Below are 22,896 nucleotides of genomic sequence, written 5' to 3' on the forward strand. Positions count from 1 at the left end.
GTTTAATTATATAACGATTGCTACACTGGTAAATATATCAAAAGGATCGCAATTGCCCCTACTGAGGTCTTAAGATTCGTCGGTCAGTCCTTTATTAAGGTGTTGCATAACTTGCAACCAGGCCACTTCAGTTTCTTTCCCCAGTTGCAGGAATACCCGCTGCAATAGCTGCTTTTGTGTATGGGTTAATTGTGATTCAAGTTTTTTGCCGGAAGGGGAAAGAGATAATTGCCGCACTCGCTGATCATGAGCGGCGGCAGTCACCGTTATTAATCCCATTTTAACTAATTGCTTTAGAGGGCCATTCAGCGCCTGTTTACTGATCTTTAAAATTCCCAGTAATGCATTGATAGCAATATCGGGATTGTGCCCGACAAAGTACAAAATGCGGTGGTGTACCCGCCCTAATCCTTGTTCTGCCAATAATTTATCGGGCAACTCAGTAAAGGAGCGGTAACCAAAATAGAATTGCTCGATAGCTTGATGGAGGAATAGGTCTTCCGGTTGCGATTTATTTTTAGCAGTTAGCATCGAATTCTTATCACAAATAAAAAATAATTAGGTCAATAGTATTGACGTAACACGCTGTCCATTTTATGTTCCATAAAGGTCAAATTTGTTGGCCTCTATGGAAGGACTGCAATGAATAAGACAGTAGTAGACCAGAATAATCGATTTTCCTCACGGCTGCACGATCTTCACCCATCACCTATACGAGAAATACTCTCAGTTATTGATAGGCCTGGCATGATCTCATTTGCCGGTGGGTTACCCGCGATAGAAAGTTTCCCTCACTTGAATCTTGAGGGGATGCCACAGTCGATGTTGCAATACGGGGCCAGTGAGGGGGAGGCTGAATTACGCGAGAAAATTGCACGGAATCTGTGCGAGCGTGGTTTAACCTGTACTCAGGAACAGGTCCTGATTATTTCAGGTTCACAACAAGGAATTGATCTGGTCGCAAAGTTATTCATTGATGCCGGGACACCTGTTGCTGTGGAATCACCAACGTATTTGGCAGCTTTACAGGTGTTTCGTTTCTTCGGCGCACAGTTTATTGCTTATGATTCAGCTCTGCCTGATATTGATAAACTTAGAGCAGAAAAGCCTGCTTTTGCCTACAGTATTCCTACATTTCAGAATCCAAGTGGCCACTGCCTCAGTATTAATCAGCGAGCCGCTTTAGCCAAAGTTTGTGACGATATTATGTTGCCGCTTTTTGAAGACGATCCCTATAGTGACCTGGTCTATGATCCTTGTGAGCGAAAGCCCGTGTGTGCCTTATTACAGCATGCCCCATGGATTTATCAGGGATCATTTTCTAAAAGTTTATCTCCGGGGCTTCGGCTGGGTTATCTGGTCGCTTCGCCGGAGTTAATTCCTTATCTGACTCGGTTAAAGCAGGCGACGGATTTACACAGCAGTCGTATCAGCCAATGGTTGGTATTACAGCAACTCAGTGATCCTAATTATTCCAAACATATGCAGGAACTGGCGGCATATTATAAAAAACGCCGTGACTCCTTTGAGATCTCTTTACAGCGCCACTTAGGTTCCCTCGTTTCATGGGAAAAACCTGCTGGTGGGTTATTTTTCTGGTTGAGACTTAATCACTGCATAGATACTCGTAAGCTACTGCCTAAAGCTCTTGAAAATAATATTGCGTTTATGCCGGGCGAACCCTTTTTCCCAAATTCATCAACAGGATGTGGTCAGTTGAGACTTAACTTCAGTCACGCAACAGAAGAACAGGCGGATAGAGGACTAGAGAAGCTGGCTAATTTAGTTCGAGAATATTCATAATATAAGCCGCTCTCTATCAGGCAAATGCGGTACCCATGGGCTAATGGGTACCGTTGAAATCTTAATAAGTAAACTGAAACCCTGAATTAACTTAATTGCGTCAATATCGTCAGCAATAAAGACATTTTAATCACCATAGTATTCGCTATATCCATATGCAGAGGATAAATGTATTTTTTAATTTGCTGTGAAAGAGGCGAGATAACAGAGAAATCGGGCAGTTAAATTGGAGTCATAACCCCTAATGATTTAACTAAGGCTTATCGCGGTAGACTTCACCACAAATCAATACCACATCAGGCCTTCTTTCATGAAGGCGGACAGCCACGACCATGCATTCGTGGCGTGTGGCATAGATTTCGTCAGTCACGGGCAGAGCCTCACAAGCATCCATTCCGCAGGTGCTAACCAGTAAAACAAACCCTATGAGCATATATTCTCCTTATTTATAGGATTTATATGAGTATAGTCGGTTTGTCGTAGAGGTTGCCTGCTTGTTTTTATCAAAGCAATAGGTCATACCACTATTTGATTAAACATTAGCCAAATTTGGTAATAACAACCCCAGCCATAATGACGGCACTGGCGATAAGACGCAGCATTGAGGGTTTTTCTTTTAACATCCAGATAGAAATAACCATAGCAAAAAGTACGCTGGTCTCACGCAAGGCAGCGACTAGCGCGATTGGCGTACTTTTCATCGCCCAGATAACGATCCCGTAAGCCAGTAACTGCATAGCACCACCGATGAGACCGTGACGCCAATGTTGCCGAATTTCACGAAAAACTACTTTACGATGCATTATCCAGAGTAGTGCGAACATGGTTAATCCATTAAACATAAATAGCCAGAGAATATAGCTAAGAGGTTCAATACTGGCTCGGCTCCCCGCACCATCTGATAGGGTATAGCAGGCCGTAAAGGTGGCAGTAATAAGGGCATAAATTATCGCTCTGATATTGAGTTTATTAACACCACGGCGGCCATCAAAAGTCATCATAATTACCCCTGAAACCAAAACTACCGCGCCTAATAAAGCGACTGTTCGAGGTATCTCTGACAAGATTAACCATGAGAGTAGGGCACTTAATAATGGAGCGACACCTCGGGCAATAGGATAAATTTGACCAAACTCCGCTTGTTCGTAGGCTTTACTCAGAAACAGGCAATAACCGGTATGGAAAACAACAGATAAGAGTAGCCAAGGGAGTGCACTAAGAGAGGGAAGGCCAACGAAGAAAACGCCGATAAGTGAAATAACACCAGAGAAGATAGCCATCAGTGAAATAGCAACAAAACGATTGCTGCCAAATTTAACTAATGCATTCCAACTAGCATGTAGTAGTGCTGCACCCAGGACAGCAAGAAATATCTCACTACTCATCTTATCTCCTTATTTTATCAACACAGTTTATCGTAACTGTATTTATTTTCACTGGTGCAATACGTGAAAGTGGCATCCACTGCCTGATTTTGGGTGCCAGAGTGAGGGGTGGGCAATATCAACTCGGTTATTGGGTGTCAGAGGAAATAGAGATTATCACCAATATTCTTATCATTATATTTATCTTATTATAAGATAAGTTATGGAGGTTTACTCTGCGGAATGATGTATTTACTTACTTTATAAATATGGATGTTACACGCAATAACTAATTTGTATTATTTTGTGATTAAAATAAATTATATTTAACGTGTGGATTAACTCGTGGGTTTAATTAATTAGGATATATCTTGGATGATCTAAATGGACTGTGGGGAATACGCAGGACTATAATTTAGCGGCAGCGATATTTTATCAAAACAGTACCCGGCTATTATTGCTGGGTATTTATATTCATTTTATTCTGGGGTATTTATTTTGTTAAAGAAAAGCATTTTTCTATTATTTGCAGCAGTGATTGTTCTGGCCGGTTGTTCTGATCCAGAACCGACGGGTACTAAAGTCTTTGGTGGCAAAGCTTACATTGATATGCCAGCTGAATTTACGTTGATGTCTAAAGAAATGTTAGCAATTAAGTATCCTCAAGCTAATGCACCGAAAGAAGCTTACTTTGTTGAAGATGGTAGTGTGTCCTTTGCATTTAGCGATACCAATAACGCAATACCTGAAGGTAAGCTTGGTGATGTCGTCAATATGATGAAAACACAATTCGCTGCATTTAAACCTACTCTGGAAGAGAAGGATATTGATGGGCGTAAAGCTTATCTCCTAACCATGGATACGCCAGCTATGGATGGAACTATCAAAAATGTCATGTTGCTGACGACAATCGATGGGAAGTTGGCTATTGCTACATTTAATAGTACCGAGGTATTAGCTGATAAATATATGGCTGCTGGCAATAATTCATTGCTTTCTTTGAAGTTTAAGAAATAGTCATAAAATAATACAGTCATCTTAAGCTTGGATCGATGAGTAGTCATAAAATTGCCATGAGGTTTATGGCAATTTTATCATTTCTAAACCAGTGTTAGTATACACCTAAAGAGAGGCATGCAGCCTATCTGCCTCTTTCTTACATAACCATAAATTGGCATTATGTCAGTATGTTAAGTTTTAGGGTATATAATGAAACAGTTTCCATTTGATAAGCGTTATGAGATTGAAGATGCTCAAGGCACCATTGGGTACTATATTGATGGCGATGAATATATTCGTGGACAGGATGGCATCCCTGGCTACCGCATCGCAGGTTATGAAGTGTACGAGCATAATGTCGGGGCCAAACTGGTCGGCTTCCTTGAGGGGAAACATATAACCACCCCAGATGCAGATATCTTGTTAACGATTTTAGATGATTAATAAGTAGCGGATTAATTTTCTCAATATACCCACGTGGAGCCCTAATGAGTCATCAAACTATTATTCTGTACAGTGATGCAGCATTTTTCAGCCCCTATGTGATGTCCGCATTTGTTTCACTGACAGAGAAAGCACTTCCTTTCTCATTAACACCCATCAATCTGTCTGCAGGTGAAAATTTACAGGCAGGCTATGGTCAGTTATCGGTGACTCGGCGGGTTCCTACACTGGTTATTGATGATTTTCAATTGTCTGAATCTTCAGCTATTTCCGAATATTTAGAAGAGCGTTTTTCTTCTCCTGAGTATGCACGAATTTACCCGCAAGACAGACAAGAACGAGCCAAAGCACGTGAAATTCAGGCGTGGTTGCGCAGTGATTTAGTGCCTATTCGTGCCGAACGTCCCACTGAAGTTGTTTTTGCCGGGCTAAAATTGCCGCCACTGTCTGAGCATGCCCAGCAGTCAGCGAATAGGCTCATTTCGGGGCTGGAGCGTTTACTTTCAGATGGTCGGAAAAACCTATTCAGCGAATGGTGTATTGCCGATACTGATTTGGCACTCATGCTTAACCGGTTGGTGCTAAATGGCGATGCACTACCAGAATATCTTCGTCAGTATGCAAGCTATCAATGGCAGCGACCGTCAGTGCAGCAATGGCGCGCATTGTCGCAAGATTAACAGCATATGAAGCATGTGATTGAAGTTGAGACCGAGCGTCTATGGCTACGGCAGTGGCTTCCTTCTGATAAGGACCTATTTGCTGCGTTAAATGCCGACCAACGGGTGATGGAGTTCTTTCCTGCAACCTTAACCCGTGAGGAAAGTGATGCAATGGCTGACAATTATCAGCTACTGATTGCGCAACGTGGTTGGGGAATGTGGGCGGTTGAACTCAAAGCATCCAGGCAGTTTGTTGGCGCTTTAGGGTTACATATCCCTACAGCTAAACTCCCTTTTTCACCTTGTATCGAAATAGGCTGGCGTTTTGCTTATCCATTTTGGCGGCAGGGATTGGCTACGGAGGCGGCATTAGCAGCTTTAGAAGTGGGTTTTAAGCAATTAAATTTGGCAGAGATTGTTTCATTTACTGCGCTAATTAATTTGCGTTCACAAGCACTAATGGCACGAATAGGTATGGAGCGAGCGCCCAAGATTTTTCTTCATCCTAATGTTAGCCCGGATAGTCCCCTCAGCCAACATTGTTGGTATCACATATCAAGTCATCAGTGGCATCGTCTACATGGCGCTTAACGACGCAGAGAACGTCTTACTCATTAAATCAAGTGTCTATCCGGCGGGTTATATCAGGTCGAATAGCGGTAGCGACCCATCAACGACGGCTGCAGTGATATAAATAATAAAAAGTGAATAAAGAAAGATATTGCTGATCATTTGATACCTCGGTTATCTACTTCGAGTAGAACTTTTGGTTATGACAGAGCAATAACAATATAGCACGACAATTGAATGAAAATCGCACAATAAATGAATAAATAATGAATGTTATGTTACTTGATTATGATGATAGAAGTTTTTTAAGAAAAGATGCTGATGTTTGGTCGCGTTTTTATGATCGACTAAAACTGAAATTAATCTGGCTCAAGCAACTAGCGGCTGATAAGTCACCCATGAATCTTTATTTTTATCAATCGGTTAGCGCGAATTGAAAACAATTTAGCCAGCATATGATCAGAGAGGCAGTAATTGTGCTACACTATGCGACCGATAATCAAGGATAAAACATGAAAAAAGTCTCAATCATTGCTCAGTGCTTAATAAACGCTAAGAGTTTCAGTGAGATGTCTGAAGCTGAATCCTCGATAAAAAAGGTTTTCAGTGACAGTTACGCTGATCACTCTTTTGATGAATGGAACACCGACGTTTCTACGTTGAGTGCTAACCGTATTATTAGCCTGGTTGCCGGTGCTTCCAAGGTTCGGGTCAGAGGGTTGATCCAAGAATTATGGAATCACTGATCCCCGACCAAGGGTTTCCAATAACCTGCCTACCATTTCACTACGCCAAGCATGCCAGCCATGCTGCGTGGTGAATGTTCTCCCTCGTATTTTTCTATTTTCCGCTTGTTTCTTTCCATTGTCTCCTGCAAAACCGGTTCTTTCCTGTAAACGAAATCTGATCCGGCACAGATAATCTGAGTAACGCTGACCACACCACGGTTTAGTGTTGTCGATTAACGTAATCTAATAGGGTTGTACAACTGAGAGGCGGGAATATGTCATTTCTTGATAACGTCAGAAAATGGGTTAGCAGTGCCAAAGTGAAAATTACGTGCCCAGACTGTGGTGCGACTTCGGAGCAGAGCACAGATAAAGTGCATAAAAATACGGCATTAGTTTGCCCAAAATGTGGTTGCTTATTTTTGCCTAAAGACAAACGCTAGCGGTGATAGGGTCAGCCAAAAATCATTGATGCCCACCGTAGCAGCATTAATGCGCCACAGATACAAAGTAACACCAAGAACATTTTCCAATGCTTTGTATGCAAGCGCTTGGTCACTATAAGGTCCTTATTTTTATCTGAATATTGTTGTTCGACTTGAAATGCTTCTGCGGAGTTTATTTGTTTGCCGCAACCTGAGTTATAGTAGCGAAAATTTATATTGATGCGAGAATTAGTTCGTAGCGATAAAGTGTAATATGCGCTGCATCAATAATATTACGAATAGGAATAATGAAACCATGGCTACCATTCCACAAAAATATGAAAACGCTGAGCGTTGGGCTTTTGGCGATACAGAGCAAGTCGCAGATGATTTATTGGCGCTGGTACTGGATGGCACTAAAACCGCGACCTGTGCGGCATTAGATGAAGATGGTGTCCCGCAAGTGGGGGATGTATTTGTTGTGGTTAATGGCCGCAATGAGCCGGTATGTGCTGTCGAGTTAACCGATGTTGAGTTGAAAACCTTTGATCAAGTGGATGAGGCTCACGCCTTAGCTGAAGGTGAGGGTGATCGGACGCTGGCTTACTGGCGTAAAACGCAGCAGCGTTTTTTCGAGGAGTACGATATGTTTTCCCCGGACATGATGCTGATTTGCATGCAGTTTAAAGTGTTAGAAAGGTTCTGATAACTAATTTTTGCTGATCGGTCTTCTGATTTATCATGGATTGAGTGGCACAACCGAATGGTAAAAGAAGAAACCGTCACTCATATATTTAGCTATGGGCTGACGGATCTTCCAATGATTCAATCAAGTTACCCTCATCACCCAGGCATCCTGATGTCGATCATAATGCTTCTTATATAGCAGTCGGTCTTTACCATCTAACGTTGCTGGAATACTGGTCTGCTCATCCCATCCATCTAGCTGCATACACAATTCAGGGTCCGACTTGCAGGGGATGCTGAGTGTATTTTCACCCTTCGCCAGGGGTGCGGATAACACGGCGTCATCAACTTCAAAGTCTCGGATTTTTACTACCGTTTTTCCCATAAAGGCTCCTTTCCACTTCCAGTGGTATGAGGTGTGACCAGATTGGTCGCCTTATTGAGAATAGCTGAGCTAAAAAAAAGTGCCAGAAGAAGCTACCAAAAAAAAGTCGCGCCACCCTTAGTAAGGAAGTTCGGCCAAATTAAATTGGTTGCGCCCGTTCTTTTTCGAATAATAAAGTGCTTGATCTGCAGTCAGCATCAGGTCGGCCTGATCAGTAATAGTGGTGTGCTGATGAGCTTGATACACGGTTACGCCAAGGCTGATGGTCACTTTGCGAAATTTACTGTCGCTGTGCTTGATCCCCATAGCGCGGATAGATTGTAAGATATGTTCGGCCACCAGACTGGCTCCTTTCTGGTCAGTGTCCGGCAAAATAGCCGCAAACTCTTCACCACCATAGCGGGCGACAATGTCAGTGCTGCGTTTTAATGATTTGCGCAAGGCTCTAGCGACCAGACGCAGACAGGCATCACCTGAAATATGACCATAACAATCATTGAAATTCTTGAAATAATCGATATCAATCATTAAGACTGATAATGGGGAGCCTGAGCGCTTAGCTCGCATAAATTCATGAGCCAACACTTTTTTGAACTCTCGGCGATTAGGCAATTTAGTCAACGAATCGGTTCTGGCTTGAATTTCCAGGCGTCGATTGGCCTTAATCAGTTTCAGTTCTAATAGCTTACGTTCATGGATATCTTCGGCAGTGCCATACCAACACTGCACATTACCCTGAGTATCTACACTAGGAACGGCGCGGATACGCATCCAGTTCCAGCCTTTTTCCACGTGACAAAAACGAATTTCAACGTCGAGAGGCTCCTGAGTTTGGAGAGAATGCTCCCAACTTATCAGGGTAGGATGGCGGTCATCAGTATGAATCGTGCGTAACCATCTATCTGCCAAAGCTTCTTCACGAGTCAATCCGGTAATTCTTTCAAAACGGGAACTGACATTGGTGATCATCCCGTCAGGGGATGCGGTCCAGGGAATCTGTGGGTTCAGTTCGACCATGTTGCGGTAATGCTGCTTGCTGCTGCGCAGTTTTTCTTCCATCTCTTTTAATGGCGTAATATTTATCATGGCAACAGACAAACCGCTAACTTGGCCACTGGGGTATCGGGCGGCTTTCATCCGCATGAAAAACACCCGCTTTTTATCCGGCATCTGAAACTCAGCATCAGGGATACTGTCGTTGCAATAGGCTTTTAATAGGGCACTTTGCAAAATAGGGACAATGCTGGGTAAGAAATCGGCCACTTTGCGGCCATTGATCTCTATCGTATTTTTACCTAATAACTTAGCAAGGTAATCATTTACCGTCAGGTAGCGCATGGTCGTGTCGATAAAGCACAGACCCGCGGGAGCATTGGAATAAATGGATTCGAGCTCAAATAAGCGTTTACCCGCATCATAAGGTAAGTCACTGAGATTACGGTCAATACCTCGGTAACCTTTGAACTCACCATTATCGTCAAACAGTGGGATACCACTGGTTTCAACTAATACTTCGCTGCCATCTGCACGAGTATTACGGTTTTGCAAACCAGCAAAAGGGATACGAGCAGCCACAATCTCGGCAAATATCTTTCCTACTCGATTAGCCTCATCTTTGGGCATAAAATCAAAGGGAGTTTTGCCGATAACTTCATGAGGAAGACGGCCCAACAGCTCGACAGACTTTGCCGATGAAAAGGTGTAACAGCCGGTAGCATCAACTTCCCAGATCCAGTCTGAATTATTTTCGATAATATCTCGCAAGCTGTTCATTTCTTTTAATAGAGCAATGCCAGCTGATTTTTCCCGATTATCATAATCAGTCATGATGTCCACTCCTGTTTAATCGCGGCTTTCCTTAGGTAGAATTCTGTCGGCTATTATTTAAGCCCGCAGATTGTATAACAGGGACAGATTTAGTACAGCTCAATCGGAATTTTCTTAACTACAAATTATTTTTTGATTTCTATTGCACTAATAAATAAGGTGAAAATAATAATTTAAAAATGTGTTTTTTACCCTCAGATAAAACTTGCATTTAATATACCAGCACCAAACTTACGTTATCCTGATAACTGCCTGGGGTGCGCTGACTCTGGTTGGGATTAACCAATGCATGGAAAGGGACCAGCTGTTGTGTGCCAGTGCCTGTTCCGGGCAGCATTGAGGTTGCATTCCACAGCGTAGTACCCGAGGTCCCTTGATAGAGCTGATATTGCAAATAGTCAGTGGCGGTTGAAGATGTCAGTTTCATTTGCTGCCAATTAGTTACCGGGTTATCGCCGGTCGTGACATAGGTATTAAAGGTCGAGCCTTTGGTGCAGGTGAGGGTAATAGTTTGGCTGATGGGATTGAACTGACCTACTAAGGCGAAGCTGCCGAAGTTAACATCTTGCGCACTATTAATGGCGCAATTCTTACTGACCACTAATGTGACCGTCACTGTGGAGATATCGGTTCCGGTTCCAGTTCCTTGCCAAGAACCGACACAAGCTCCCAAGACACTCAACACTTTGCAAATATTGTAGTTCCAGGCCAGATTAATCACATCGGTATAGGTACCGGCACTGATGTTCACATTAATTGCGCCATTATTGCCGGTGCGGATGTAGATAGGTAGATTAGCGTTTAAGTTTCCCAGGCTAATAGATAAAAGATTTGAGCCGCTATAATCCAATTTGCCCCCAATTCCCAAAGCGGTACCAAAAGCACCGGTGGCATAAATAGAATAAGGGATAAGATCGCCTGCCGCATTTTTGAGGTTTAGATTATTGGTTGTGCTAGTGATAGTTGCTGACAAGGTATATGAACCTAATAACCCAATAGTGATTAATGCACCGGGACAGGTCATTGCCGTTGTCCCTTGGGCATTTACGGGTGTGGTATTCGCGGCGACAGAAGAGCTGGGAGGTAAAGTCACTGTACCCGCGTTAAAAGTGCAGGAGTCAGCCTGAGCGGTTGACGTCATAAATACCGTCACTAATATCAGTAAAGTGGCTATAGCCAAGAAGATGCGGCTATGGTGTATCGCTATTTTATTCCGGCTCATTTTTTCTCCTGTTATTTTATGCCCATTCATTTGCAGGCCACGGTGCCGATATTTTGTATTCCACTGCTGGCTTTGAGCGCAAATTGCACATAACAATTAATGCCATTATCAGCTCGGGTTATTCTTAGTCTATTTTGTGACTTAATTTGTTCGATATATGCAATGCCATCCCAGCCAACATAACTGGCTGGTTTGGCCTCAGTGGCAAATATCGGGCTCCCTTTCGGTAAATCTTTACCTGACTCATCAACAATATGCAGTGTTGCTGCCGTAATTTGCTCTATTGGGAAGTCGATTAAATAACCGCTACGCTCACTGATGGCCAGACGGTGCTCAACTTCAGGCATGGAAACATCCGCAGGTAGACTCATCGGGTCAATCTGGAATTTCGCCTGATAATAGGAAGTGACATTCGGAATTAATAAATAGCCGTCATCGTTGGTAGTCCCTATGAGCTGATTTTCATAACTGACCGGGATTTGGCTGAAGCCATGGGTTGAAACCAGTGCAAAGGCATCATTGATAGTATTACTAGCATAGAGCCCACGGTTCATCATGACCAGTGAGCCACTCATTTCACCCCAAGTTCGATAGTCGCTATCATTGCCATAGATACCCACCCGACTCTCCATGACCCGCGTCCGCCATGTCAGGTCGGCCTGCTGATAGCTACTGCTGTCACCACTGCCATTGGCATAAGCTAAATTCCAACCCAGTCCACCATTGGTCGGAGTTGATCGGCTATAGTTGACCCTCTGGCTCCAGACATTATTGGTATCACGCACGCTGCTGATACTGCCAGCCCCCCAATCGCCGAGTGGGATACTGAAAACCATCTGCGCGTTATAGCCTTTGCTGCCAATTTCCCGATTTACTGAGAGATAAAAGCTAGTATTACCAAAAACAGAATTACTGTAACTAAGGTTGACCAATCGAGTCCGCTCCCCTAAAGCATCCAGAACATCAAAGTAACCGGAGCCAATAGACCCATAGGCCCCCAACCCCAAACTGCCGGTGATTTGGTCAGTACGCCGGCTGGGGCGGTATTCACTTTTATAATTTCCCAAATCGCCATAGTCAGTGCTGCGAGTAATGCGCTGCGCATTTAGACTGAAAAAAGCATTGCTATAGCTGTAACCGAATGAATACTGATTACCATTACCCCCGTATCGCGGTGAGGATGGCGCGATTGAAGCATCGATATTGATGTCTGGCGCAATGCCGCTGCCTAAAACATCATTACCTGCGTGACTGAGACTGTAGGAGCCATTCAGCACACCGTAATTTCCGGCACGTAGACTGATACCACCGCCAGCGACATTCAGCTGCTTGGCAATATCTGCCCGACCCTCCAGTGTTAGCCAAGGTGTCGTGCCATAACGGAGCACACCGGTGGCGACAGGATCACCATAGTCAGCAGACCGAATGCCATAGTTGCGACGTAGCATGCCGCTGGAAACACTGAAGTCCCATAGACCAGGCTTGAGTAGATCACTGGCAACATAGAAGGGAATTGAGGTGCTGACTTGCCGCCCTAAGGCATCGGTGGTGACAACGGTTGCTTGCCCCGCACCATTAATTCTTGGACCATTATCAATCACAAAAGGCCCTGGATTAACGGTTGCTGATTGCGTCCTAAAATTATCTATATACAGGTCTACGGTACTGGGGATTGCAGCCTGACCCGCAAACTGGGGGAGTGGATAGGTCACTAAGTCCGGGCGGATGGTAAAATTGCGGGATAACTGCAGCCCGCCAAGGCGCACTGAACTGCTCCAGGCCAGAGACCCCGTTATCAGGTCACCCGCCGTGGTGCTCAGCATATGATCTTCATCATTTGACCGCCACTGGGTATCGTAGCGGACATACCCTTTCTCTACGGTGACATCAGCGGTATCTGTCAGAGTCGAACGATACACACCGGTATTACTGATGACACCGAAGCGGTCAAAGAGGCGTTGCTCGGTCCAGGCTGAGAGATTACTGGGTTGACTACTATTGTTCCCCTGGCTGGCATAAACATCGTAATTGAATAACAAGCCAAGACTGCTTTGCGCCAAATTGTAGTCAGGTGCCGCGGCGGTATTAACCCGCTGTTGGGGGAGCCACTCGCTGGGGATATCAATGAGCAGTTGCTGGCTGTCGCCTTGATAGGTGACTTTGACTTTATCTATCGAATCAATGGCAACTTCCTGCGAGTGTGCTTCAGGCAGCGGCAAACCCACCGCTTTTAGTTGCTCAGGTGTCAGATAATAATGCCCACCGCGAAAGATCACCGGCACCGCTTCATCGAAGTTACGGCCATTAACCACCAGCTCAAGATATAGCGTGGCGTCAGGCATCACCGCGGCAGATGGCGGAGGCGGCAAATCCCCCCCCCTTGCCATTTGAGGCATTAATATGGGGGATACCATTGAGGCATACATCAATGTCAAAATTGGCGATAGCCTGAGTTTGATCATCATTCCAAACCTTATATTCCTGTTTATCAATGCATAGAGATGCATCAATCAATAGATATTCTTAGATAAGAACAATCTATTGATGAGGAATAACGATAGGCTTGGCATTGCTGTTTACTGATGCCATTAACTGCCCGGCGCGGGCCGATGGCGGAACTTGGAAGCGCATTTCACTGCCCGGCAGTACATAACCCATCAACCCACTATTGATATTATTATTCTGCAAGCTGACCCGAGAGATTCGTGCGTGAGTCTGGCCCTGATTGCGAATCGCTAGCCACTGTTTACCGCCATCCGAAATGAGCTTGTAGCTTAGGTTTAATGGGAAAAACGTTGCGGGATTATTGGCATCTTCCGATTTCAGACCTTCACCATAGATAAACAGTGGGACGGAGTAGCGCATTTGAAACTTTAACCCCATATTCAGGGCTGGGGTGGGCGCGTCATCATTAGGATCTTTGCGAGGAATTTCATCAATCAGTATCCGAAAAGCCTGCTCTTGGCCTGCCGGAACTTGCGTGTTTTTAATCAGGCGAACCAGTTGACGTTTACCCGGCAAGATAGTGGCAACCGGCGGGCTGGCAAGGATAGCTGTTTGGTTACTGTAATCTTCCTGTCCCTCTTTTTGCTGCCATCCTAATACCCTGATTTGCATATAAACCGGTTGGCTGTCTCTATTTTCCAACCACAAGGCGGTGGCTTTTTCATGACTGTTGATCACCGGATCAATCGGCCAAATAAGAACCGAAGACGCAGCGTAAAGTGGGCCGCTGGTTAATGCCATTGCCAGTACAACCATCGATGAGAGCGATGTTAATTTCGTCATAGTGAACTCCTTGTCGATAAAGTACCCACATTCAATAAAAGGTCGCTTAATAGGTGATAGTGACTAAAAGCGTATCTGTGTAATTCCCCGCAGTGGGTAGAGTGCTGCTGGCAAATAATTGTGCGTATAAAATAACTTGTTGCAGGGTGCTATTAGCGGTGATCACTTGCGCCGAACCACCATTGCTACCATTGCCCCAAACAACACTACGGGCGCTATCTTGAAATATTTGATAAAACAGATACTCGCCGGTGGCACTATTGAGTAGTCGCCTACCGGAGGCGATATTGCCTGAGGTGTTGGCTCCGCTATTGAGCGCTAAGCTGAGGCTGGGAGTGCCGCTACATTGAATAATGATTGAGCCAGCATTTTGGCTAGAGGCAACATTAATCGCCGTCGAGAGTGAAGACACATTGCCAAAATTCAACGTACCGAAACTGCTGCTATCAGCAGTACCGCTGCCCAAAATACAACCTGGCAAAATGGTGGCTTTAACCGCAAATGGCCTGCTCAATGTATCCCCATAACTGCTGGCTCCAGGCAAGCCCAGCAGGGCCAGCACCAGTAACTGAACACAGGCGGGATAGAAACAGTAATGCGCCATAGCCTCCTCCCTACCAATTGACCGTGACTTGCACGGTGTCTGTGTATATGCCGACCGGCGGTGTAGTTTGTGCGGGTATCAATCCATAGACGGGAAGGGTGACGGGCTGTCCTGTGGCTACTTGTGAAACCCCCACGGTGTTATCCCAAATATGGCTATGTGCCGCGTCGGTATACAGGTTGTAATTCACATGCTGGCTACTGGTCCCACTCGCCAAATAACGACTATTGACGCTACCGCTTTGCCCGGCACCGAGTAGTACGGTAAAGCTGGTGCTCTTGCTGCATTGCACGGAAATTGCTCCGGTGTTGGCCTGCCCGGTAACGGCAATCGGTGTGTTTAGTATGGTGGCAGAACCAAAATTCAGAATGCCAAAACTGGTGGCACCACCGACAACAGTGCCAGCAATACAGGTTGGCAATAAGGTGGCACTAACAGTGATGTTGGCATTTTTTGAATCGGCGTGGGCCGGATAAACTTGCAGTAATAACAACGCGACGAATAGCGATAAAAAAGCTATTTTATAAATCATTATCAGTGAGTTATCCGGCATGATGCCCTGCGCCATACCCACTACCAACTGACGGTTACGTTGACACTGTCGGTATAAGCACTGACGCTAGGGGTGCCCTGTGTCGGAACTTCACTATAAACCGTCAGTGGAATTGCTGTGGTGATGGTGGTTGCAGTACCAGTGAGAAGGTCAGAACCTGCTGTTCCCCATGGTTGGGCATATCCGGAGTCTTTATACAGGTTATAGGTGACATATTCTGAGGTGCCACCTAACAAACGGCGCTGGGTACCTGAAGCATGTAAGCCATTATCTATGGCAATACTGTAGGCTGTATTAGCGCTACAGTATAAATTCAATGCGCCACTGGACGTACTGCTGTAGGGCACTCTTATCCCGGTATTCAAGGTCGAGACGGTACCAAAGTTGATGGTGCCTAAATTCGTCAACCCACCAGTGGCGGTGCCATCATTAATATAACAGCCAGTTATAATCGTTAATGTGGCTCCTAGCGTCCCAGTTACAGAACCTGCACTTTCTGCTGGTGGAGCAGCGGCTAATAAAGTCAGCGAACCTATAATAAGTAAGGTTTTCTTCATTATTTCTTCCTTAATCATATAATTTGCAACCAGGTAATCTAGACAGAGGTTGAGCCAATAACGTGGCGCAACCGAGGTTCATGACCGTAATCATTAAAAAATCTAGACATTTAATTAATAGCAGCAAGATTCAGAAAGTCTCTAACATTAAGTAAAAAATCACTTATCCATCTCATATTTCTGACTTATTGCTGCTATGAGTGAAAAAGCAAGCAGGGCAGATTCACCCTTAGATTAAAGAGAAATTGATGATTAAGGGCCTGAAACCTTTAATTTGAATCCATTCAGCCGAATAATGAATGACAATCGCTGTTCCCCAAAAAATCTTTATTGGTAAGGTTTGTTTTTCAAATTAATTGCAGCTATTCCTAAAGCTATTAGCGCTAGTAGCGCAGCAACCTGATAAGTAAATTGCATGCCACGAGTGATATCCGCAACTGTGACTAACGTGGTGTTTTGAGCGGCGGAGGCGATGAAGAAGACCGTCCCCATAACTGATGCTCCCGTAATAAGTCCAAGGTTGCGGGAAAGATTCAACATGCCGGCAGTCACGCCTCGTTGATCGATGCCAACTGATTTAATTAATAGAGTGTTGTTGGCGGTTTGGAAGATGGCATAACCTGCAGTAATTAAGCAGACCGGTATGACGTAGCCGAAAACCCCCGCCGTCGGTGGGATGACTGCCAATGCTATGGCGCTGATGGTGATCCCCAATAACCCGAGAGCAACCATCATGTTAGCGCCCAGTTTATCTACCCAATAACCGGCTGGAAAACCACAGAGTGCCGCGACCATCGGGCCAGCAGACATGGCTAATCCAACCCATTGCGCAGGTAAACCGAGTGCAGATGAAAGATAGAATGGCCCAACAATGAGGGTGGACATCATGATGGTGGTGACTAATGCACTCATGATTAACCCATTACGTAGCACGGAATGCCGCAACATCGTCATTTGAATTAAGGGAAATGCAGCTCTCTTCTCTGCCCAGATAAATAATCCAATGCCAGCAGCGGCTCCCCCCAGTAAGATAAAATTGAAGGCATCGAAAGTGCCCTGTCCCAAGGTCATAGCGAGTGTATACAGTGCCAGGATTAGGCCCAGTAACAGCATCCCGAGTGGATCAAATCCAGACTGAGATTGACGTGGTGGCAGAGCGATTTTAGGTAAATAGCGCGATGCTAACCATAGAGCTAAAAGTCCCAAAGGAATATTGATGAGAAACATGGCTGACCAGCCAAAGCCTGAAATGAGCATGCCGCCGAGCGAAGGCCCAAGCGCGGTGCCAATAGCGGATACCGTGCCGAGCATCCCCATCGTTCGTCCGGTTTTTTCCTGGCTAATTGTTTCACTAACCAGCGCCAGAGCTAGAGTCATCATGGTGGCAGCCCCCAGCCCTTGTAGAACACGTGCGGCAATCAAAATCCCAATGGTTGGCGCAAGTGCGCACCCTAGGGATGCCAGAGTAAACAATCCAATTCCAGTTTTTAACAGTTGACGTTTGTCGGTGATATCCCCCAGGCGACCAATACTGATAGCTGATGTAGTCACTGCCAGTAAATAGGCTAAAACCACCCATTGCACATCTTGAAAAGAGGCGCTGAAAGCCTGTGTTAACGTGGGTAATCCGACATTAGCAATACTGGTGGCGAGTGAGGAAAGCAGCATTGGCAGTGAGAGGCTGATAATCTTTTGCCGCAGACTGCTGTTGTCAGCGCGGTGTAAATTAATGCTGCTAGTATCGATTTTCATTTATGAAGCACTCCTGAAAGACATTAACAGGAGACTATTTCATTGCCTCATAAGGCGGAAGACGCACCATTTGCAGTTTATGCATGCATCTAACGCCATGTCATGATCCTGTGCTAGAGTCAGAGCATGACAAAACCTGATCTCAACTTATTAATCACACTCAATGTGCTGTTGGCGGAAGGCAGTGTGGTTGGTGCTGCCCAGCGATTGGGACTGAGCCCGTCAGCAATGAGCCGGGCACTGGCCAGATTACGTAAGACCACTGGCGATCCTTTGCTGGTTAGGGCTGGGCGGGCATTAGTGCCAACACCAAGAGCGCTTGAATTACGTGAGCAGGTCAGTCAACTGGTGCAGGACGCAACATCTGTTCTGCGCCCTGCGGAGAAACTGGATCTTGCTCAATTGACCCGAATTTTCACCTTACGAACCAGTGATGGTTTTGTCGAAAACTTTGGTGCGGCACTGTTAAAAAGACTGAACCAAGACGCGGCAGGTGTACAGTTGCGTTTTATGCAAAAACTGAATAAAGACAGCCTGTTACTTCGTGATGGTAGTGTTGATCTGGAAACTGGAGTGGTCGGCTCTTCGGCCAGCCCAGAATTGCGTACGCGCGCGCTGTTTCGTGATAGTTTTATTGGTGTGGTCAGGGCGGGGCATCCCTTAAGCGAAGGGGCAATAACCCCTGGCCGTTATGCCACTCAGCAGCATATTATTATTTCACGGCGTCAGGGCCATAAAGGGCCGATGGATGATGCTTTGCAATTACTGGGGCTGGATAGAAATAGGGTCACTTACGTTGATAGCATTTCAACTGCACTAGCGTTGGTGAAAGATTCTGACTTAGTCGCCACCGTCCCCGAACGACACACTCTAAATTTACGTCAAGGCATGTATAGTTTCCCGCTACCCATAACCTCGCCATCCATTACCGTCTCTATGTTGTGGCACCCACGAATGGATGCCGATCCTGCACATCGTTGGTTGCGGCAATGTGTACTCGACGTTTGCCGTAATGGCTCTTAGGGCAGCCCATGACGGGCTACCCTGAAGATCAATATTAACTAGAAACGTGGTATCGCGGTGCCCCAATTGCGCCAGTCTTTCGGCTCTTCGGCGTTGAGTAAGAAGTGTTGATTCACATTGGCTTTCGGGGCCAGTGGGGTGGTTGGTGGGGTGGCAAAAGCAATACCACCGCGAATAAACTGTTGGAAAGTACCGCTTTTCACTACGCCACCGGTCAGGCCGAATTCAAGGTTATAACCCGATGCCAGCCAGAACACAGTATTTTGTCGCACCAATTGATGAAATTTTTGACTGATACGTAGCGAGACTTGCACCCGGTCAGACATCGCTCCCAGATTGAACCCTGTGACGGTACCCACCTCAAGGCCTCGGAACAGCACCGGAGTGCCAACTTGCAGCGATCCTGCTTCGGCGGTATCGAGAATAATGCTCAGCCCATCAAGATAACGAGAATCGGTGATCGTCGCAGTTTGTAGCTCAAAGGTGCGCAATATCCCGCCTTTGCCCGGCTCTACATTAATGTATGGCTGGAACAGTGTATCGAGGTTGTTCACCCCTGCGGCGGAAATCTCTGGTGAAACAATAGAGAAGCGGGTCCCTGCGCGAGCAAAGCTTTGCACATACTCAGGATAGAGCACGGCTTTGGCTAACACTTCATTGCGTTCTGGTGCCAGTTTCAGTGACTCAACCTGGCCAATATTGATGCCCAGATAGCGAATTGGCATACCTGTCGCCAGTTTGCTGGCATCAAAAGTACGTAAGATAATCTGGCTACCGACCGCACGAGCCGCGGTTTCATTGCTATAAAGTGTCCGCTTGGCCCCTTTATCTAGCGTCACTCCTTCAAGGTTATCAAAGCTGATAGCCCCTTTTAGCGCTCGATTGAGTGGCGAGGCTTGCACGGTCAGGCCACTGCCGTTCAATTGCACTTTCGCTCCGCCTTCAGCCCAGAAAATACTCTTATCAGTGAGTAGGTTACGGTATTCTGGCTGGATATAAACATCCACTTCGAACTCATTGGCTTTCGGCCTGACGCGGGTAATTTCACCAACCTGAAACTTGCGATACAACACTACGGAACCCGTTTGCACATCAGGCAAGCTGTTGGCGGTGAGTGTTAATGTGGTGGCCGGGCCATTACCTAAAATCCCGTCGGTGGCTTTTTCCACACTGCTATATAACGGATATTTACCCAGAGGTTCACCTTTACTGCCCGGTAGAATCAGAATGCCGCCATCAACCCACTCTTGCGCACTGGCACCTTGCACTTCAATCCCATCAATACCGAGTTTCACGTCGATGCGGCTATTTACTACGAATTTGCTGTCTTTATGTACTAAATCGCGGTATTTCGCTTCAATAGCTGCAGTGAAATTGACGCCATTGGCGGATAACTCACGGGTTAATACCTGGCCAATTTTAACGCCATGCAAGGCGATAGGCTGGCCGACATCAATGCCATAGCTTTGTGGTGCGGTTAATTGCACTTCCAGCACATTGGGCTGCTGTAACAGACTTTTGCTGCTGGGTAGGACGGTAAAACGTTGTTGCGGTTCACCTTCTCCGGGAATGAGCTCCAATGTATTGCCGGTCAAAAGCTCACTTAGGTTGGCATTATTAAGACTAATTCGTGGGCTATTCATTTCAATGCGGGTACCGGTACGCATTAAATCGACCACTGACGGATCAATGGTGAGCTCTCCGGTCACTTTGCTGTCCGGTTGGAGTATCATTTTAGTCAGGGTACCTACTTGTAACCCTTGGTAAATCAGTGGGGTGCGGCCTTCACTCAGGTTGTTCCCATTAGGAAGGTCCAAGGTAATGGCCACGCCACGCTGGCTGTGGGCTAAGTCGGCATAAAGCTGGAAAGGCTGGTCTGATTTGGCATTTTGACTGTTTGGTGGTGAATCAAAGGCAATGGCACCATTAACCAATGCCGCCAGACTTTCCATTTGCACCGATGCGCCACTCAGACTGAAATCTCCTTTGAAACCAGAGACGTTCCAGAAGCGAGTATCATTTTTAACCAGCTTGGCAAAACGTCGATCAATCAGCACATCAATTACAACGCCAGTATTATCAGATGCAATATTGTAATCATATACTTTACCGACTGGAATTTTACGATAGTAAACCAGTGAGCCGTTATTCAGAGATCCCAAATCAGGCGCATGCAAATGAACCATTAACTCGCCGGTATTCATCCGAAATTTAGGCTGGGTATCCAGTGCACTAAAGTGGTTCTGAGGTTTGCCTTCGCCCGGCATCATGCCGATATAGTTGCCCCCGACCAATGCATCCAGCCCGGAAACCCCGGCTAAGGATGCTTTGGGTGTCACTAACCAGAATTGAGTGCCTTCGCGTAGCGAGTCTTCCATATCATTTTTGATACTGGCAGTAACTTTAATATTACGCAGGTCATCATCCAGACTGATGGATTGCACCATCCCGACTTCAACACCTTGATAACGAATCGGGGTTCGCCCAGCCACAATCCCGGCCGCAGACTGAAAATCAATCGTGACCTCGGTGCCGCGCTCTTGCCAGTTGTTATAAACCAGCCACCCGGCAATCAGCAGGGCGATAAAAGGCAGCAACCAGAAAGGCGATATCCGGCGTTTATGCTTAATTTGTGCCTCAGTCGGTGTACTCGGCGTTTCCTGTTGCATGTGCATCCCAAATCAATCGGCTATCCAGCCATTCAACAGCAAGGATAGTCAAAATAACCGCAGACCCAAAATAAAAGGCTGCTGGCCCCATAGTGAAAGAAAGGAGCTGATCGCGATTAATCAGCGACATCATGAGCGCAATAACAAAGAGGTCCAGCATCGACCAGCGGCCAATCCAAGTAATCAACCGCAGCAATCGCATGCGAGTTTTCAGACTGTGCTGGGTCTTTAGATGAATACTGAGCAGCAATGTTATCAAGACAATGACTTTAGTAAATGGCACCAGCACGCTGGCGATAAACACCACGGCGGCTATCGGCAAATTGCCCGATGAGGCCAAAGAAACCACACCAGAGAAAATAGTATCTTCCATGCGAGTGCCGTTGGCATACACAATTGATATCGGCAGTAAGTTTGCGGGAAGCAACAATATTATAGAGGCGATTAGCGCCGCCCAGGTTTTTTGGATGCTATGACGCCGCCGGTGGCGCAATGGGGTATGGCAACGCGGGCAGCGCCCCAAAGCATCAGGATGCCCGGTATATTGGCAAGACAAGCAAACGCGCAGTGTTTCTCTTGGACCGGGAGGCTGCTCTTGTGGATAAAACCGTTCCCACAATTGTTCCAGATTCAGGTGTACCAGTGCCAAAATGCTGAGCAAGGTGAGTGTCAGGTAAGCGATTAATCCGCTGCCTGGCATGATGTCGGCGTATTCTTTGACTTTTATACAGGCCACTGCCATGCCGATAAGATAGATATCCAGCATGACCCACTCTTTTAAACGTTCCAGCATCAGCAATATTGGGCGTAGATTCATGCCAATCCGGCTGCCAATGCGCAGATAGAGGATAGAGACGGTCAGTGTAATGGGGGCACCAAGGGTACAAAATGCCACGATGCTTGCGGTGATAGGGTCACCTTGGCTGCTCATCTGCCAGATACCCTCTAATAAGCTGGCATCAATGCGGGTACCGAGCAGGCGGATAGTGATAAGCGGTTCGATAAAAGCAAATGGCATCAGTAACAGCATAGCGGCAGCTATTGCAGTCAGACGGGTGAGTGACCAATCGCGCCCACTGGTAATTTTCGCACTGCAACGCGGGCAATACGCCGTTTGCTGGCCATTGAGCGGCGGCAAGCTAAACAGGGCATCACACTGGCAGCATCGTTGAACCCGTGCCGTGGATAAGGGGCGTTGAATGGCATTTATCTTCATTATGTAAAACCCTGACACCGACACCGGTTTATAAAGAATAGCGCGGATGGTAGCAGAGCAATCACTCAAAACAAGGGGTAAAAAGGCTCAAACTGCCAATGTTGATAACTCTTTTGCT

24 protein-coding genes are annotated in these 22,896 nt (G+C 46.0%); 9 read left to right on the forward strand and 15 right to left on the reverse strand.

From position 1 onward, the window contains the following. Positions 1–69: 69 nt before the first annotated feature. The gene (locus DJ58_RS20815) at positions 70–531 is read right to left on the reverse strand and encodes a MarR family winged helix-turn-helix transcriptional regulator (RefSeq protein ID WP_004706489.1); all 462 of its coding nucleotides are present in this window, start codon (positions 529–531) and stop codon (positions 70–72) included. Between the two features lie 111 nt (positions 532–642). On the opposite strand from DJ58_RS20815, the gene DJ58_RS20810 reads away from it, so the two are divergent. Beyond that, a complete protein-coding gene (locus DJ58_RS20810; RefSeq protein ID WP_032910138.1) occupies positions 643–1,803 on the forward strand; it encodes an aminotransferase-like domain-containing protein in 1,161 nt (386 codons plus the stop codon). A 253-nt stretch (positions 1,804–2,056) separates the two neighbouring features. Here DJ58_RS20810 and DJ58_RS20805 read toward each other — a convergent pair whose 3' ends face one another. Both DJ58_RS20805 and DJ58_RS20800 read right to left on the reverse strand, forming a co-directional pair. After that, positions 2,057–2,236, reverse strand: coding sequence for a hypothetical protein (locus DJ58_RS20805; protein WP_032910139.1), 180 nt, complete (start codon positions 2,234–2,236; stop codon positions 2,057–2,059). 106 nt (positions 2,237–2,342) lie between these two features. Further along, positions 2,343–3,188: a DMT family transporter gene (locus DJ58_RS20800; protein WP_004706492.1), complete on the reverse strand. Its 846-nt coding sequence runs from the start codon at positions 3,186–3,188 to the stop codon at positions 2,343–2,345. Between the two features lie 477 nt (positions 3,189–3,665). Between DJ58_RS20800 and DJ58_RS20795 the strand changes: the two genes are divergently transcribed. From DJ58_RS20795 to DJ58_RS23770, 6 genes are all read left to right on the forward strand, one after another. Beyond that, the gene (locus DJ58_RS20795; RefSeq protein ID WP_032910140.1) at positions 3,666–4,184 is read left to right on the forward strand and encodes a hypothetical protein; all 519 of its coding nucleotides are present in this window, start codon (positions 3,666–3,668) and stop codon (positions 4,182–4,184) included. 192 nt (positions 4,185–4,376) lie between these two features. After that, a complete protein-coding gene (locus DJ58_RS20790; RefSeq protein WP_004706495.1) occupies positions 4,377–4,610 on the forward strand; it encodes a hypothetical protein in 234 nt (77 codons plus the stop codon). 44 nt (positions 4,611–4,654) lie between these two features. After that, on the forward strand, positions 4,655–5,290 hold the full coding sequence (gene yfcF, locus DJ58_RS20785) for a glutathione transferase (RefSeq protein WP_004706496.1): 636 nt from the start codon (positions 4,655–4,657) through the stop codon (positions 5,288–5,290). A gap of 6 nt (positions 5,291–5,296) precedes the next feature. Next, a complete protein-coding gene (locus DJ58_RS20780; protein ID WP_004706497.1) occupies positions 5,297–5,863 on the forward strand; it encodes a GNAT family N-acetyltransferase in 567 nt (188 codons plus the stop codon). Between the two features lie 491 nt (positions 5,864–6,354). Next, on the forward strand, positions 6,355–6,588 hold the full coding sequence (locus DJ58_RS20775; RefSeq protein ID WP_032910141.1) for a hypothetical protein: 234 nt from the start codon (positions 6,355–6,357) through the stop codon (positions 6,586–6,588). Positions 6,589–6,845: 257 nt separating this feature from the next. Beyond that, a complete protein-coding gene (locus DJ58_RS23770; protein WP_004706500.1) occupies positions 6,846–7,013 on the forward strand; it encodes a YnfU family zinc-binding protein in 168 nt (55 codons plus the stop codon). A gap of 11 nt (positions 7,014–7,024) precedes the next feature. On the opposite strand, the gene yniD is transcribed toward DJ58_RS23770, so the two are convergent. Further along, the gene (gene yniD / locus DJ58_RS23775) at positions 7,025–7,132 is read right to left on the reverse strand and encodes a small membrane protein YniD (protein WP_086019094.1); all 108 of its coding nucleotides are present in this window, start codon (positions 7,130–7,132) and stop codon (positions 7,025–7,027) included. Positions 7,133–7,311: 179 nt separating this feature from the next. On the opposite strand from yniD, the gene DJ58_RS20770 reads away from it, so the two are divergent. Continuing rightward, positions 7,312–7,701: an ASCH domain-containing protein gene (locus tag DJ58_RS20770; RefSeq protein WP_032910142.1), complete on the forward strand. Its 390-nt coding sequence runs from the start codon at positions 7,312–7,314 to the stop codon at positions 7,699–7,701. Between the two features lie 123 nt (positions 7,702–7,824). On the opposite strand, the gene DJ58_RS20765 is transcribed toward DJ58_RS20770, so the two are convergent. From DJ58_RS20765 to DJ58_RS20725, 9 genes are all read right to left on the reverse strand, one after another. Next, positions 7,825–8,067, reverse strand: coding sequence for a DUF1480 family protein (locus DJ58_RS20765; protein ID WP_032910143.1), 243 nt, complete (start codon positions 8,065–8,067; stop codon positions 7,825–7,827). A 117-nt stretch (positions 8,068–8,184) separates the two neighbouring features. Beyond that, positions 8,185–9,894: a sensor domain-containing diguanylate cyclase gene (locus DJ58_RS20760; RefSeq protein ID WP_032910144.1), complete on the reverse strand. Its 1,710-nt coding sequence runs from the start codon at positions 9,892–9,894 to the stop codon at positions 8,185–8,187. A gap of 211 nt (positions 9,895–10,105) precedes the next feature. Continuing rightward, a complete protein-coding gene (locus DJ58_RS20755; protein ID WP_032910145.1) occupies positions 10,106–11,116 on the reverse strand; it encodes a Csu type fimbrial protein in 1,011 nt (336 codons plus the stop codon). A gap of 26 nt (positions 11,117–11,142) precedes the next feature. Then, positions 11,143–13,581 (reverse strand): fimbria/pilus outer membrane usher protein, encoded by a 2,439-nt coding sequence (locus DJ58_RS20750; RefSeq protein ID WP_032910146.1) that lies wholly within the window; start codon positions 13,579–13,581, stop codon positions 11,143–11,145. A 73-nt stretch (positions 13,582–13,654) separates the two neighbouring features. Next, complete coding sequence (locus DJ58_RS20745) at positions 13,655–14,404, reverse strand: fimbrial biogenesis chaperone (protein WP_032910147.1); 750 nt, start codon at positions 14,402–14,404, stop codon at positions 13,655–13,657. 46 nt (positions 14,405–14,450) lie between these two features. Beyond that, entirely contained in the window at positions 14,451–15,008 is a 558-nt protein-coding gene (locus tag DJ58_RS20740) for a Csu type fimbrial protein (protein WP_004706508.1), read from the reverse strand. A 10-nt stretch (positions 15,009–15,018) separates the two neighbouring features. After that, positions 15,019–15,576 (reverse strand): Csu type fimbrial protein, encoded by a 558-nt coding sequence (locus DJ58_RS20735; protein WP_032910148.1) that lies wholly within the window; start codon positions 15,574–15,576, stop codon positions 15,019–15,021. 5 nt (positions 15,577–15,581) lie between these two features. Then, positions 15,582–16,118, reverse strand: coding sequence for a Csu type fimbrial protein (locus DJ58_RS20730; RefSeq protein WP_032910149.1), 537 nt, complete (start codon positions 16,116–16,118; stop codon positions 15,582–15,584). Between the two features lie 327 nt (positions 16,119–16,445). Then, positions 16,446–17,870 (reverse strand): MFS transporter, encoded by a 1,425-nt coding sequence (locus DJ58_RS20725; protein WP_004706510.1) that lies wholly within the window; start codon positions 17,868–17,870, stop codon positions 16,446–16,448. Between the two features lie 126 nt (positions 17,871–17,996). Between DJ58_RS20725 and DJ58_RS20720 the strand changes: the two genes are divergently transcribed. Next, positions 17,997–18,893 (forward strand): LysR family transcriptional regulator, encoded by an 897-nt coding sequence (locus DJ58_RS20720; RefSeq protein ID WP_004706511.1) that lies wholly within the window; start codon positions 17,997–17,999, stop codon positions 18,891–18,893. A gap of 38 nt (positions 18,894–18,931) precedes the next feature. Here the strand turns inward: DJ58_RS20720 and DJ58_RS20715 are convergent, their stop codons facing one another. Together DJ58_RS20715 and yebS are read right to left on the reverse strand one after the other, a co-directional pair. Beyond that, complete coding sequence (locus DJ58_RS20715; protein ID WP_032910150.1) at positions 18,932–21,562, reverse strand: PqiB family protein; 2,631 nt, start codon at positions 21,560–21,562, stop codon at positions 18,932–18,934. Then, complete coding sequence (gene yebS, locus DJ58_RS20710) at positions 21,531–22,778, reverse strand: membrane integrity lipid transport subunit YebS (RefSeq protein WP_032910151.1); 1,248 nt, start codon at positions 22,776–22,778, stop codon at positions 21,531–21,533. Before yebS ends, DJ58_RS20715 begins: the two co-directional genes overlap by 32 nt. Positions 22,779–22,896 lie beyond the last annotated feature (118 nt).

The sequence above is a fragment of the Yersinia frederiksenii ATCC 33641 genome, assembly GCF_000754805.1.
In the GTDB taxonomy this organism is placed as follows: Bacteria; Pseudomonadota; Gammaproteobacteria; order Enterobacterales; family Enterobacteriaceae; genus Yersinia; species Yersinia frederiksenii.

Coding starts and splice junctions, on each gene's coding strand:
- DJ58_RS20780 (WP_004706497.1), top strand. CDS start 5,297: ATGAAGCATGTGATTGAAGTTGAGACCGAGCGTCTATGGCTACGGCAG.
- DJ58_RS20730 (WP_032910149.1), bottom strand. CDS start 16,118: ATGAAGAAAACCTTACTTATTATAGGTTCGCTGACTTTATTAGCCGCT.
- DJ58_RS20790 (WP_004706495.1), top strand. CDS start 4,377: ATGAAACAGTTTCCATTTGATAAGCGTTATGAGATTGAAGATGCTCAA.
- DJ58_RS20725 (WP_004706510.1), bottom strand. CDS start 17,870: ATGAAAATCGATACTAGCAGCATTAATTTACACCGCGCTGACAACAGC.
- DJ58_RS20800 (WP_004706492.1), bottom strand. CDS start 3,188: ATGAGTAGTGAGATATTTCTTGCTGTCCTGGGTGCAGCACTACTACAT.
- DJ58_RS20740 (WP_004706508.1), bottom strand. CDS start 15,008: ATGGCGCATTACTGTTTCTATCCCGCCTGTGTTCAGTTACTGGTGCTG.
- DJ58_RS20720 (WP_004706511.1), top strand. CDS start 17,997: ATGACAAAACCTGATCTCAACTTATTAATCACACTCAATGTGCTGTTG.
- DJ58_RS23770 (WP_004706500.1), top strand. CDS start 6,846: ATGTCATTTCTTGATAACGTCAGAAAATGGGTTAGCAGTGCCAAAGTG.
- DJ58_RS20775 (WP_032910141.1), top strand. CDS start 6,355: ATGAAAAAAGTCTCAATCATTGCTCAGTGCTTAATAAACGCTAAGAGT.
- DJ58_RS20805 (WP_032910139.1), bottom strand. CDS start 2,236: ATGCTCATAGGGTTTGTTTTACTGGTTAGCACCTGCGGAATGGATGCT.
- DJ58_RS20755 (WP_032910145.1), bottom strand. CDS start 11,116: ATGAGCCGGAATAAAATAGCGATACACCATAGCCGCATCTTCTTGGCT.
- yebS (WP_032910151.1), bottom strand. CDS start 22,778: ATGAAGATAAATGCCATTCAACGCCCCTTATCCACGGCACGGGTTCAA.
- DJ58_RS20735 (WP_032910148.1), bottom strand. CDS start 15,576: ATGGCGCAGGGCATCATGCCGGATAACTCACTGATAATGATTTATAAA.
- DJ58_RS20815 (WP_004706489.1), bottom strand. CDS start 531: ATGCTAACTGCTAAAAATAAATCGCAACCGGAAGACCTATTCCTCCAT.
- DJ58_RS20715 (WP_032910150.1), bottom strand. CDS start 21,562: ATGCAACAGGAAACGCCGAGTACACCGACTGAGGCACAAATTAAGCAT.
- yfcF (WP_004706496.1), top strand. CDS start 4,655: ATGAGTCATCAAACTATTATTCTGTACAGTGATGCAGCATTTTTCAGC.
- DJ58_RS20765 (WP_032910143.1), bottom strand. CDS start 8,067: ATGGGAAAAACGGTAGTAAAAATCCGAGACTTTGAAGTTGATGACGCC.
- DJ58_RS20750 (WP_032910146.1), bottom strand. CDS start 13,581: ATGATGATCAAACTCAGGCTATCGCCAATTTTGACATTGATGTATGCC.
- DJ58_RS20810 (WP_032910138.1), top strand. CDS start 643: ATGAATAAGACAGTAGTAGACCAGAATAATCGATTTTCCTCACGGCTG.
- DJ58_RS20770 (WP_032910142.1), top strand. CDS start 7,312: ATGGCTACCATTCCACAAAAATATGAAAACGCTGAGCGTTGGGCTTTT.
- DJ58_RS20760 (WP_032910144.1), bottom strand. CDS start 9,894: ATGACTGATTATGATAATCGGGAAAAATCAGCTGGCATTGCTCTATTA.
- DJ58_RS20745 (WP_032910147.1), bottom strand. CDS start 14,404: ATGACGAAATTAACATCGCTCTCATCGATGGTTGTACTGGCAATGGCA.